Source organism: Methylobacterium oryzihabitans, assembly GCF_004004555.2.
Classification (GTDB): Bacteria; Pseudomonadota; Alphaproteobacteria; order Rhizobiales; family Beijerinckiaceae; genus Methylobacterium; species Methylobacterium oryzihabitans.
This window is the reverse complement of sequence record NZ_SACP01000007.1, coordinates 31,519-43,895: the sequence shown is the minus strand read 5'-3', so window position 1 is coordinate 43,895 and position 12,377 is coordinate 31,519. Positions and strand designations below refer to the sequence as shown.

12 protein-coding genes are annotated in these 12,377 nt (G+C 70.9%); 7 read left to right on the top strand and 5 right to left on the bottom strand.

Going from position 1 to position 12,377, the window contains the following annotated elements; genetic code table 11:
* Positions 1–28: 28 nt before the first annotated feature.
* The 7 genes from rpmI to EOE48_RS09075 all read left to right on the top strand — a co-directional run bounded on the left by rpmI (position 29) and on the right by EOE48_RS09075 (position 6,105).
* A complete protein-coding gene (gene rpmI, locus EOE48_RS09105; protein ID WP_055879647.1) occupies positions 29–229 on the top strand; it encodes a 50S ribosomal protein L35 in 201 nt (66 codons plus the stop codon).
* 42 nt (positions 230–271) lie between these two features.
* Positions 272–649 (top strand): 50S ribosomal protein L20, encoded by a 378-nt coding sequence (gene rplT / locus EOE48_RS09100; RefSeq protein ID WP_127728487.1) that lies wholly within the window; start codon positions 272–274, stop codon positions 647–649.
* Between the two features lie 248 nt (positions 650–897).
* A complete protein-coding gene (gene pheS / locus EOE48_RS09095) occupies positions 898–1,983 on the top strand; it encodes a phenylalanine--tRNA ligase subunit alpha (RefSeq protein WP_127728486.1) in 1,086 nt (361 codons plus the stop codon).
* Positions 1,984–2,005: 22 nt separating this feature from the next.
* Positions 2,006–2,299, top strand: a complete 294-nt coding sequence (locus EOE48_RS09090) for a hypothetical protein (RefSeq protein WP_127728485.1) — start codon at positions 2,006–2,008, stop codon at positions 2,297–2,299.
* On the top strand, positions 2,299–2,781 hold the full coding sequence (locus EOE48_RS09085; RefSeq protein WP_127728484.1) for a hypothetical protein: 483 nt from the start codon (positions 2,299–2,301) through the stop codon (positions 2,779–2,781). The genes EOE48_RS09090 and EOE48_RS09085 overlap by 1 nt, the downstream gene beginning before the upstream one ends.
* Before the next feature lie 18 nt (positions 2,782–2,799).
* A complete protein-coding gene (gene pheT, locus EOE48_RS09080; RefSeq protein WP_127728483.1) occupies positions 2,800–5,223 on the top strand; it encodes a phenylalanine--tRNA ligase subunit beta in 2,424 nt (807 codons plus the stop codon).
* Positions 5,224–5,244: 21 nt separating this feature from the next.
* Positions 5,245–6,105, top strand: coding sequence for a DUF1186 domain-containing protein (locus EOE48_RS09075; protein ID WP_127728591.1), 861 nt, complete (start codon positions 5,245–5,247; stop codon positions 6,103–6,105).
* Positions 6,106–6,115: 10 nt separating this feature from the next.
* Here the strand turns inward: EOE48_RS09075 and ugpA are convergent, their stop codons facing one another.
* From ugpA to EOE48_RS09050, 5 genes are all read right to left on the bottom strand, one after another.
* Entirely contained in the window at positions 6,116–6,997 is an 882-nt protein-coding gene (gene ugpA / locus EOE48_RS09070; protein WP_127728482.1) for a sn-glycerol-3-phosphate ABC transporter permease UgpA, read from the bottom strand.
* 10 nt (positions 6,998–7,007) lie between these two features.
* Complete coding sequence (gene ugpB / locus EOE48_RS09065; protein WP_127728481.1) at positions 7,008–8,324, bottom strand: sn-glycerol-3-phosphate ABC transporter substrate-binding protein UgpB; 1,317 nt, start codon at positions 8,322–8,324, stop codon at positions 7,008–7,010.
* 185 nt (positions 8,325–8,509) lie between these two features.
* Complete coding sequence (locus EOE48_RS09060) at positions 8,510–10,186, bottom strand: thiamine pyrophosphate-binding protein (RefSeq protein ID WP_127728480.1); 1,677 nt, start codon at positions 10,184–10,186, stop codon at positions 8,510–8,512.
* Positions 10,187–10,223: 37 nt separating this feature from the next.
* The gene (locus tag EOE48_RS09055) at positions 10,224–10,976 is read right to left on the bottom strand and encodes a CCDC90 family protein (protein ID WP_187371357.1); all 753 of its coding nucleotides are present in this window, start codon (positions 10,974–10,976) and stop codon (positions 10,224–10,226) included.
* A gap of 83 nt (positions 10,977–11,059) precedes the next feature.
* Positions 11,060–12,232, bottom strand: coding sequence for a CaiB/BaiF CoA transferase family protein (locus EOE48_RS09050; RefSeq protein WP_127728479.1), 1,173 nt, complete (start codon positions 12,230–12,232; stop codon positions 11,060–11,062).
* Between the last annotated feature and the right edge of the window lie 145 nt (positions 12,233–12,377).

The following is a 12,377-nucleotide window of genomic DNA, read 5'->3' as shown; positions in this document are numbered from 1 at the left end:
CCGGTGGAGTTCGCGTCAGGAGAGCCAAATGCCCAAGCTGAAGACCAAGTCGGGCGCCAAGAAGCGCTTCAAGATCACCGGGACCGGCAAGGTCATGTACGCCCAGGCCGGCAAGCGCCACGGCATGATCAAGCGGACCACGAAGCAGATCCGCAACCTGCGCGGCACCACCACCCTGTTCGAGGGCGATGCCGCCAACGTCAAGAAGTACTTCCTGCCCAACGGCTGAAGTCCTTCCGCGCTCATCTGTTTCTAATCCGAGGAGATCACCATGGCCCGCGTCAAGCGCGGCGTGACGAGTCACGCGAAGCACAAGAAGGTGTTCAAGGCCGCCAAGGGCTATTACGGCCGGCGCAAGAACACGATCCGGATCGCCAAGCAGGCGGTCGAGAAGGGCATGCAGTATGCCTATCGCGACCGCAAGAACCGCAAGCGCACCTTCCGGGCGCTGTGGATCCAGCGCCTCAACGCGGCGGTCCGCGAGCACGGCCTGACCTATTCGCGCTTCATCGACGGTCTCGCCAAGGCGGGCGTCGTGGTCGACCGCAAGGCGCTGTCGGACCTCGCCATCCACCAGCCGGCGGCCTTCGCCGCGGTGGTCGAGAAGGCCAAGGCGGCGCTGCCGGCGGAGCTCGCCAAGGCTGCGTAAAGCGCGGCCCGACCGACCCGGCTTGCCCCGCGGGGGCGCGGCAGAGGCCCGCGCCGCCCGCGATGCGTCCCACGGCCCGCCTCGCGCGGGCCGTTTCTCGTTGTGCGCCGGCCTCGGGGCCGGGATGGCACGGAATCCGGACGATGGCTTCCGGATTCCGCGCTATCAGCCCGCGCGGCGCCTGAGCGAAACTGATTTCCGCATCGCGAAGCGATCAATCGGAAATCGTATGAGGGCGTGAGGACACGATGACGACCGACCTTTCCAGCCTCGAAGCCGACCTCCTGGCCCAGGTCGCGGGCGCTGCCGACGAGGCCGCCCTGGAGAGCCTGCGGGTCGCCGCCCTCGGCAAGAAGGGCGCCGTCTCCGACCTGCTGAAGACCCTCGGCGGCATGTCCCCCGAGGAGCGCAAGGAGCGCGGGCCGCTCATCAACGGCCTGCGCGACCGCGTCCAGGGCGCGCTCCTCGACCGGCGCGAGACGCTGGCGGCCGCCGCCCTCGAAGCCCGGCTCGCCGCCGAGCGCATCGACGTGACGCTGCCGGTCCGCGAGGGGCCGGAGACGCGCGGGCGCATCCACCCGATCTCCCAGGTCATCGACGAGATCACGGCGATCTTCGGCGACATGGGCTTCTCGGTGGCGGAGGGGCCCGACATCGAGACCGACGAGCTGAACTTCACCGCGCTCAACTTTCCCGAGGGCCATCCGGCCCGGGAGATGCACGACACCTTCTTCCTGCCGCCCGGCCGCGACGGCCGCCGCAAGCTCCTGCGCACCCACACCTCGCCGGTCCAGGTCCGCACCATGCGGGCGCAGCGGCCGCCGATCCGGGTGATCTGCCCGGGCCGGACCTACCGGCACGATTCCGACCAGACCCACACCCCGATGTTCCACCAGATCGAGGGGCTGGTGATCGATTCGAGCGCCACCATCGCCCACATGAAGTGGGTGCTGGAGGAGTTCTGCAAGGCGTTCTTCGAGGTCGACAGCGTGAAGATGCGCTTCCGGCCGTCGTTCTTCCCGTTCACCGAGCCCTCGGCCGAGGTCGACATCCAGTGCTCGCGCAAGGGCGGCGAGATCCGCTTCGGCGAGGGCGACGACTGGCTCGAAATCCTCGGCTGCGGCATGGTCCACCCGAACGTGCTGCGCCATTGCGGCCTCGACCCCGACGCCGTGCAGGGCTTCGCCTGGGGCATGGGCATCGACCGTATCGCGATGCTCAAGTACGGCATGCCGGACCTGCGCCCGTTCTTCGAGGCCGACGCGCGCTGGCTCGACCATTACGGCTTCCGCCCGCTCGACATCCCGAGTCTGGTCGGCGGCCTGACGGGCTGAGGCCCTGGCGGAGGGAGCCACGATGACCGAGACCGAGATCCGCACGATCGCGAACGAGGTGCTGGCCGCGACGCTCGGCAGCTCCGGCTACGAGCGGGTCGAGGTGCGTCACGGTTACGACCACGACGGCGACCCGTCGTTGTTCGTGAAGGCGGTGTTCCGGCCGGGTGCCGGCCTGACCGACGGGGGGCGCCTCAACAGGGCCAACGCCGAGTTGCGCACGCGGCTCCTGACGGGCGGCGAGGAGCGGTTTCCGTACCTGAACGTCGAGTACCCGGACGACGAGGTTCTGGTCGGCGACGTCGAGGAGCCGTGATGCCCCGCCTCGGCAACCTTCTCGTCTACGACCTGCTCGATGTGGCCGACGGGCTGGTCCGACAGACCGGCCGCATGAACCTCCGCAAGGCGTCGATGCGTCGTGCCGTCAGCAGCGCGTACTACGCCCTGTTCCACGCCATGTGCTTCGTCTGCGCGGCGGTGGTCGTCGGCTGGAGCCGGACGGGCGAGCTCGAGCCGGTCTACAGGATGCTCGATCATGGACAGGCCAAGAAGCGTCTGACCTCCGCCGAGGCCGCGCAGATCGACCCCCGCGTCGCCGATATCGGGGCGGCCTTCGCGCTGCTCCAGGAGCAGCGCCACCTCGCCGACTACAGCCCGCCTTCCCTGCCGGTGAGCCGGGACCAGACGCTCATCCTCGTGGCCCGTGCCCGCGAGGCCGTCACGGCTCTCGAATCCCTCAACGACGACCAGCGCCGCCGGCTGGCCGTCCTCCTCATCACGAAGACCCGGCTCGCCTGAGCCGAGAGGTTCCGCCCGATGAAATTCACCGTCTCCTGGCTCAAGGACCACCTCGACACCGCCGCCCCGGTGGCCGAGATCGCCGAGACCCTCACCCGCATCGGCCTCGAGGTCGAGGGCATCGCCGACAAGGCGGCCGACCTCGCGCCCTACCGCATCGCCGCGGTGCTGACCGCCGAGCAGCACCCCAACGCCGACCGGCTGCGGGTCTGCACCGTCGATGTCGGCGACGGCCCGCCGGTGCAGGTGGTGTGCGGGGCGCCGAACGCCCGCGCCGGCATGCGCAGCGTGTTCGCGCCGCCCGGCACCTACGTCCCGGGCAAGAACATCACCCTCTCGGTCGGCACGATCCGGGGCGTCGAGAGCCGCGGCATGCTGTGCTCGGGGGCCGAGCTCGGCCTGTCCGAGGATCACGACGGCATCCTCGACCTGCCCGCCGACGCCCCGGTCGGGCAGCCCTACGCGGTCTGGGCCGGGCTCGACGATCCGGTCATCGAGATCAACCTGACGCCCAACCGCCCCGACTGCACCAGCGTCCACGGCATCGCCCGCGACCTCGCCGCCGCCGGGCTCGGCAGCCTGAAGCGAGGGGCCGCGCCGCCGCTGCGGGGGGAGGGGAGCGCCGGCATCGCCGTCACCCGCGACTTCGCCGCGGGCGACGAGGGCCTGTGCCCGCTCTTCGCCCTGCGCCGGGTGCGCGGCGTGAGGAACGGCCCGTCGCCCGAGTGGCTGCGCCGGCGCCTCGCGGCGATCGGCCTGCGCCCGATCAACGCGCTCGTCGACATCACCAACTACGTCACCTTCGACCGCGGCCGGCCGCTGCACGTCTTCGACGCCGCCAAGGTGACGGGCGACCTCGTGGTGCGCCGGGCGCGGGCGGGCGAGGAGCTGCTCGCCCTCGACGGCCGCACCTACCGGCTCGACGACGACACCGTCGTCATCGCCGACGCGGCCGGGCCGGAATCGATCGCCGGCATCATGGGCGGCGAGCATTCGGGCTGCGACGAGTCCACCACCGACGTGCTGATCGAATCGGCCCTGTGGGACCCGCTCGCCATCGCCCGCACCGGGCGCCGGCTCGGCATCGTCACCGACGCGCGCTACCGCTTCGAGCGCGGCGTCGACCCGGCCTACGCGGTGCCGGGCCTCGACCTCGCGACCCGGATGGTGCTCGACCTGTGCGGCGGCAGCGCCAGCGAGGCAGTGGTGTCGGGCGCGATGCCGGAGAACGAGCGCATCATCGACTTCCCGTGGACCGAGGTGCGCCGGCTGTCGGGCCTCGACCTGCCGCGGCCCGAGATGAAGGTGACCCTCGAAACCCTCGGCTTCCACGTCGCCGGCACCGGCGACCGGGTGAAGGTGCTGCCGCCGTCCTGGCGGCCGGACGTCGAGGGCAAGGCCGACCTCGTGGAGGAGATCGTCCGCATCGCCGGGCTCGACCGGATCGAGGCGAAGCCGCTGCCGCGGATCGACGCCGCGGTGATCCGCCCGGTGCTGACCGTGCTCCAGAAGCGCACCCGGCTCGCCAAGCGCGAACTCGCCGCCCGCGGCCTGACCGAGGCGGTGACGTGGTCGTTCATCGCCCGCGACGAGGCCCTGGCGTTCGGCGGCGGCAGGCCGGAACTGGCGCTCGCCAACCCGATCGCCGCCGACCTGTCGGACATGCGCCCGAGCCTGATCCCCGGCCTGCTCAAGGCGGCGCAGCGCAACGCCGACCGCGGCCTGCCCGACGTCGCGCTGTTCGAGGTCGGGCAGTGCTTCGCCTCCGACGAGCCCGAGGGCCAGACGATGAAGGCCGCCGCCCTGCGCCGCGGCACCGCCCGCCACGGCGGCGCCGGCCGGCACTGGGACGGCGCCGCGGCAACGGTCGACGCCTTCGAGGCCAAGGCCGACGCGCTGGCGCTGCTGACCGCGCTGGGCGTGCCGACCGGCGGCCTCCAGGTCGCCGCCGGCGGGCCGGACTGGCTGCATCCCGGCCGTTCGGGCACGCTCCAGTTCGGGCCGCGCAACCCGGTCGGCGTGTTCGGCGAGCTGCATCCGCGGGTGCTGAAGGCCCTCGACGTGCGCGGGCCGGTGGTGGCGTTCGAGATCGTCCTCGACGCGCTGCCGCTGCCCAAGCACCGCCCGACCAAGGTCAAGCCGGCGGCGAAGCTGTCGGACTTCCAGCCGCTCACCCGCGACTTCGCCTTCGTGGTCGGCCGCGACGTGGCGGCGGGCGACATCCTCAAGGCGGTGCAGGCGGCCGAGCGCAATCTGATCGCCGGGATCGAGGTGTTCGACGTCTACGAGGGGCCGCATGTCGGCGAGGGCCGGAAGTCGGTCGCGGTCGCGGTCCGGCTCCAGCCGGCCGAGCGGACGCTGACCGACGCCGAGATCGAGGCGGTGAGCGCCCGCATCGTGGCCGAGGTCGGCCGCAAGACCGGCGCGACCCTGCGCGGCTGAGACTGACGGGAGAGAACCGCCATGGACCGGGACCTGATCGAGGCGCTGTCGGGGGCGGACGCCTATCCGGAGGAGGCGCTGCGGCGCGCGATCGCGGCGCCGGACGCGGTCGCGGCTCCGGTCCTGGCGGCCCTCGACAAGGTGGCGGCCGGCAAGGACCTGTCCGACGGCGAGGTGAACCTGCTGTTCTGGGGGCTCCACGTCCTCGCCGTGGCGCGGGACACCCGCGCCTACCGGCCCTTGATGCGGCTGCTGTCCGGGCCACAGGCGCCGATCGACCGGGCCTTCGACGACGACCTGCCCGCGACCCTGCCGCGGATCGTCGCCGGCCTGTTCGACGGCGAGGCCGGGCCGCTCTTCGCCCTCGCCGGCCGCCGCACCGCCGACAGCATGCTGCGCACGATGATGCTCGGCACCCTCGCCTTCCTGACCGCCGAGGGGCGGGTCGAGGCGGGCGCGATGCGCGATTTCCTGATCCGCTTCGACGACGAGCGTCTGGCCGAGGACGACGACGACGCCTGGGTCGGCTGGACCGACGCCATCTCGCTCCTCGGCCTGACCGACCTCGTGGAGCGGGCCGAGCCGGCCTGGCGCGACGGCCGGATTTCGCCGGATCACGGGCTGGAGGAGGAATTCCGCGGGGTCCTCGCCGAGGCCGTCGAGCAGCCGGACGATCGCACCCGCTTCGAGGATTACGGCTACTGCTACCTGACGGATCTGGACGCGGAGTTCGCTCCCCTGCCGGACGACGAGGATCCCGACTACGTTCCTCTCGAGCCGGAGCGCAACCCGTACCGGCATGTCGGCCGCAACGATCCGTGCCCGTGCGGCAGCGGCCGCAAGTTCAAGAAATGCTGCCTCGACACGGTCGCGGCGCGGTAGGCGCGGTGGCTCAGTACGCCACCTTGCGCTCGACGTAGCGGAACTGGATCGCGGTCAGCGCGATCACGATCACCATCAGCACCACCGACTGTGCCGCCGACCCGCCGAGGTCGGCGCCGAGCCGGCCGTCGAGATAGACCTTGTAGACGAGGGTCTGGGTCGATCGGCCGGGGCCGCCATGGGTGAGGGTGTCGATGACGCCGAAGGTTTCGAAGAAGGCATAGACGACGTTGACCACCAGCAGGAAGAAGGTGGTCGGCGACAGAAGCGGGAAGACGATGGTCCAGAACCGCCGCGCCGGCCCGGCGCCGTCGATCGCCGCCGCCTCGATCACGCTCGCCGGAATCGCCTGGAGCCCGGCGAGGAAGAACAGGAAGTTGTAGGAGATCTGCTTCCAGGCCGAGGCCAGCACGACCAGGATCAGGGCGTGGTCGCCGTCGAGCAGCGGGTTCCACGGGATGCCGAGGTCGCGCAGGCCCCGCGCCACCATCCCGAGCGAGGGCTGGAACAGGAAGCCGAACAACACGCCCGCCACCGCCGGCGCCACCGCGTAGGGCCAGATCAGCAGGGTGCGGTAGATCCCCGAGCCGCGGATCTCGCGGTCGGCCATCGCGGCGAGCAGCAGGGCCGCCGACAGCGACAGCCCGGCCACCGCGGCGGCGAACAGGAAGGTCAGGCCGAGCGAGGCGTAGTAGGCCGGGTCGTCGAACAGCGCGCGGTAATTGGCGATCCCGACGAACTCGGTCGAGAGCCCGAACGCGTCCTGCGACAGGAACGACTGCCAGACGGCCTGCGAGGCCGGCCAGTAGAAAAACACGCCGACGATCAGCAGTTGCGGCAGGAGGAGGGCCAGCGGCAGCCGCCAGCCCCCGAAGACGACCCGGTTGTCCATCGCGGCCCGCCTACTTGGCGACCTGACGCTCGAACTGGCGCAGGATGGCGTTGCCCCGCGTCGCCGCCTCGTCGAGGGCCTGCTTGGCGGTCTTCTTGCCGGCGAGCGCCGCCTCGATCTCCTCGGCCCAGACGTCGCGCATCTGCGGCATGTTGCCGAGGCGCAGGCCGCGGGAATTCTCGGTCGGCGGCTTGTTGGTGAGTTCCTTGACCGGCACTTCGAGGGCCGGGTTCTTCTCGTAGAAGCCCTCGGCCTTGGTCTTCTCGTAGGCGGCCTTGGTGATCGGCATGTAGCCGGTGGTCTGGTGCAGCTTGGCCTGACGGTCGGTGTCGGACAGGAAGGCGAAGAATTTGGCCACGCCCTTGTACTCGTCGGGCTTCTTGCCGCCCATCACCCACAGCGAGGCGCCGCCGATGATGCTGTTCTGCGGCGCGCCGGGCGCGTCGGGGTAGTACGGCAGCGGCGCCGAGGCCCAGGCGAACTTGGCCGATCCCCTGACGTTGCCGTAGGAGCCCGACGAGCCGAGCATGATCGGGCACTCGCCCGCGGTGAAGCGGCCGAATCCGTTGTCGTAGCGGCCGGAATAGTCGAAGGTCTTGTCCTTCTGCGCCTCGGCGAGGTTGGCGAGGTGCTTGACCTGGAGCGGGCCGTTCAGCTCCAGGGTCGTGTCGAAGCCGTCGAGGCCGTTGGCCCTGGTGGCGAGCGGCACGTTGTGCCAGGCCGAGAGCTGCTCCAGGTGGGCCCAGCTCACCCAGGTGTTGGAGAAGCCGCAATTCGGGAAGCCGTTCGCGCGCAGCTTCTTCGCCGCCTCGAACACCTCCGGCCAGGTCTTGGGCGCCTCGTCGAGGCCGATGGTCTTCAGCGCGTCCTTGTTGACCCACATCACCATCGACGACGAGTTGAACGGGAACGACAGCATGTCGCCCGACGAGGTCGAGTAGTAGCCGGTGATCGCCGGCAGGTAGGCCTTCGGGTCGAACGGCTCGCCCGCGTCCTTCATCAACTGGTAGACCGGCTTCACCGCGCCCTTGGCGGCCATCATGGTGGCGGTGCCGACCTCGAACACCTGCATGATGTGCGGCGCGGTGCCGGCCCGGAACGCCGCGATGCCGGCATTCAGCGTCTCGCCGTAATTGCCCTTGTAGGCCGGCACGATCTTGTAGTCGGGCTGCGAGGCGTTGAATTCCTCGGCGAGGCGGTTGACCGCGTCGTTGTTGGCGCCCGTCATCGCGTGCCACCATTGCAGCTCGGTGACGGCGAAGGCCGGTCCGGCCGCCGTGAGGGCGAGGGCGGTGAGCGCGAACCGGAACGGATGGGTCGGGGCCATGGGCGATGTCTCCTCGTGCCGCGGCCCGTCATGGTCGGGTTCGATTGCATCTCCGTGACGGTCCGCCACGACAGATTGCCGGCAATCCCGACCGTGCCGGTCGAAGGCCACGGGGATGGCCCGCGCCGGCCGGCCTGCGGTGATTCAACCGCAAAGCACGGCCGGCGCGTTCCTGCAACCGTGAATCAGGGGCGCTTGGCTCCCCGCAGCGCCTGAATCGTCGTGGTCGGGGTGATCGCCTCGGGGTCGGTCGGGCAGTGAAGGATCGCCGGCAAACCACTGGCCCGGGCACGGGCGAGGGCGGCGGGAAAATCCTCGGTGCGCTCGACCCGCTCGCCGTAGCCGCCGAAGGCGGTCGCGTAGGCGGCAAAGTCCGGATTGCGCAGGGCGGTGCCGGAGACGCGGCCGGGATACTCCCGCTCCTGGTGCATCCGGATCGTGCCGTACATGCCGTTGTCGACCAGGATCACGATCAGCGGCAGGTCGTACTGGACCGCGGTGGCGAATTCCTGCCCGTTCATCAGGAAGTCGCCGTCGCCGGCCACCACCACGACGGTGCGATCCGGGCGCAGGCGCTTGGCGGCGACGCCGGCCGGCACGCCGTAGCCCATCGAGCCCGAGGTCGGCGCGAGCTGGCCGTCGACGGCGCGGAAGGGCCAGAAGCGGTGGACCCAGGTCGCGAAGTTGCCGGCGCCGTTGCAGAAGATCGTGTCGGCCGGCAGCGTCTCGCGCAGATGCGTCATCACCCCGCCCATCTGGAGCGCGCCGGGCGTGGTGATCCGGGTCGGATCGCTCCAGGCGCGGTAGCCCGCATGGGCCTGCGCAGTTCCGTCCTCCCAGGGCAGGCGGGCGGGCGGCTGCACGGTCTCGATCGCCGCCGCGAAGGCGCCGGGGGCGGCGTTGATCGCGAGATGCGGGCTGTAGACCCGGCCGAGTTCCTCCGGGTCCGGGTGGACGTGGACGAGGCGCCGGCCCGGCTCGGGGATCCCGAGCAGGGTGTAGCCCTGCGACGGGATCTCGGACAGCCGGCCACCGACCAGCAGCAGCAGGTCGGCCTCGCGGATGCGCGCCAGCAGCGCCGGATTGACCCCGAGGCCGAGATCGCCGGCATAGGACGGGTGGTCGGCCGGAAACAGGCCCTGGCGGCGGAACGAGCAGGCGACCGGGAGCCGGAACAGGTCGGCGAAGCGGGCGAAGCGGCGCACCGCCTCGGCGCTCCAGCGGCTGCCGCCGAGGATCGCCAGCGGCCGCTCGGCCTCGCGCAGGAGGGTCTGGAGCTTCACCATCTGGGCGAGCGCCGGGTGCGTCTCGACCGGCCGGTACGGCGAGGCGTCGGCGACCGTCGCGGTCTCGGTCAGCACGTCCTCCGGCAGCGCGACCACCACAGGGCCGGGCCGGCCGGCGACGGCGGTGTGGAAGGCGCGCGAGACGACCTCCGGCAGTCGGGCGGGGTCGTCGACCTCGGTCACCCACTTGGCGACCGTGCCGAACACCGCCCGGTAGTCGAGTTCCTGAAACGCCTCGCGCTCCCGCGCCGCCCGCTCGATCTGGCCGACGAACAGGATCAGCGGGGTCGAGTCCTGGCGGGCGACGTGCAGGCCCGGCGCGGCGTTCATCGCCCCCGGCCCGCGGGTGACGAAGCACAGCCCCGGCCGCCCGGTGAGCTTGCCGGCGGCCTCCGCCATCATCGCGGCCCCGCCCTCCTGGCGGCAGACGGTGAGGCGGATCGGCGAATCGTGCAGCGCGTCGAGGGCGGCGAGGTAGCTCTCGCCCGGCACGCAGAAGATGTCGGCGGCACCGTGGATCGCGAGCTGGTCGATCAGGATCTGTCCGCCGGTGCGCGGGCGCGGCTCCTCGGCCATGGTGGTCCTTTCGTGTCCTTGGTCGCAGGACCGCGTGTCACGGCCGGATGAGGCGGGCCAGCGCGATCACGGCGCCGATCACCGCCAGGGTCTGGAAGCCGATCATGCCTGCGACCCACTTGATGACGTCGCTCTTGGTCGACTCGATCTTTGCCTCGACAGCCTTCATGTCGATCCGCAAGCCATCGATGCGCGAACTGGTTTCCGATCTCAGCCCATCGATGCCGGATTTCATCTCAACGCGCAAAGCTTCGATGCCTGATTTTGTCTCTGCCCGCAAAGCCTCGACGCTGGCTGTCGTGTCCGATTTCTGACGCTCGAAGTTCGACTTCATCTCGGCCCGCAGGCCCTCGATGCTCGACTTGGTTTCGGCCCGCAGGCCCTCGATGCTCGACTTGGTTTCAGCCCGCAGATCCTCGATGCGGTCGGTCGTCTCAGCCCGCAGGGCGTCGATGCTGGCCGTCGTCTCAGCCCGCAAGGCGTTGATGCTGGCCGTCGTTGCCGAGCTTTGACGCTCGAAGCCGGCAGCCGTCTCGTCGCGCAGGGCATCGATTCTGGCCGCGGTGTCCGCGGTGTGGCGCTCGAAATTCGACTTCATCTCGGCCCGCAGGGCGTCGAAGCGGGTCCGAAGATCGTTTCCGAGCACGTCGAGATCGCTCTTGCGGGCGAGGTCGCCCTGGAGCGCCTCGGCCATCGCGCCGGCGAGGCCCTCCGCCTGCTCGGCCGGCATCCCGGCCTGATCGCGCAGCGTGCGGGCGAATTTCAGCGTGTCGAACGCCACAGCGGTCATCGGGCGGCACACCCTCGGTCGGGCGACGGCCTCACCGTCGCGACGGATACGCTACCACGCCGCGCGGCGCACGGCATTGCGTCTCACCCGCCCCAGGCCGGGTCGGCGAGCACGCTCTCGGTATGGTCGCCGACCTGCGGCGGGGCGGTCCGCGCCACCATCGGCTCGCCGTCGATGACGATCGGCGAGCGCACCGTCGGCACGCTGCCGCCCTTCGCCCGCGGCTCGGGCAGGTCGAGGCGCAGGCCGCGATGCACCACCTGCGGATCCTCGAACACCTCGGCGAGGTCGTTGATCGGCCCGCTCGGCACGTTGACCGCGGCGAGGCCGGCGAGCAGGTCGACCTTGGCGTGGCGGCGGGTCTCGGCGGCGATGAGCGGGATCAGCGTCTCGCGGCGGGTCACCCGGCCGGGATTGGTGGCGTAGTCCGGGTCCTCGTGCCACCGGGTGCCGAGCACGCCGCAGAACTTCGCGAACTGGCCGTCGTTGCCGCAGGCGACGATGACGTGGCCGTCGCGGGTCGGAAACACCTGATAGGGCACGATGCTGGTGTGCTCGTTGCCCATCCTCGGCGGCAGCAGGCCCGAGACGAGATAGACCAGGGCCTGGTTGCCGAGCACCGAGACCTGGGTGTCGAGGAGCGCCATGTCGATGTGGCAGCCCGCGCCGGTGGCGTGGCGGCCCTGGAGCGCGGCGAGGATCGCGACGGTGCCGTAGACCCCGGTGAACACGTCCGCGAAGGCGACCGCGTTCTTCACCGGCTCGCCGGCGGGCTCGCCGGTGAGCGACATGATGCCCCCGAGGCCCTGGATCATGAAGTCGTAGCCGGCCCGCGGCGCGTAGGGGCCGTCCTGGCCGAACCCGGTGACCGAGCAGGTGACGAGGCGCGGGTTGAGCGCCCGCAGCGATTCGTGGTCGAGCCCGTACTTCTTCAGCCCGCCGACCTTGAAGTTCTCGATCACCACGTCGGCATGGGCGGCGAGCCGCCGCACCACCGCTTGGCCCTCGGCGGTCTCGAAATCGGCCGCGACCGAGCGCTTGCCGCGGTTGGTCGAGTGGAAATACGACGCCGAGAGATGGCCCCCGTCCGCCGCCTCGACGAAGGGCGGTCCCCAGGAGCGGGTGTCGTCGCCGGCTCCCGGCCGCTCGATCTTGACAACGTCGGCGCCGAGATCGGCGAGGAGCTGGCCGATCCACGGCCCGGCCAGGATGCGGGCGAGTTCCAGGACCTTGATGCCGGCGAGTGGCTTGTGCACGGGCGCTCCTCGGGACGTGGCGGCGCCCCGTTCGGGGTCGCGGGACCTTGTCTAGAGGAGGTCGGGGGCAGGCACCAAGCGCCGCGGCGCCGGGCCTGCCCCGCTCATGCGATTTCCGATCGATCGCTCGGCGATCCCGGGGGAT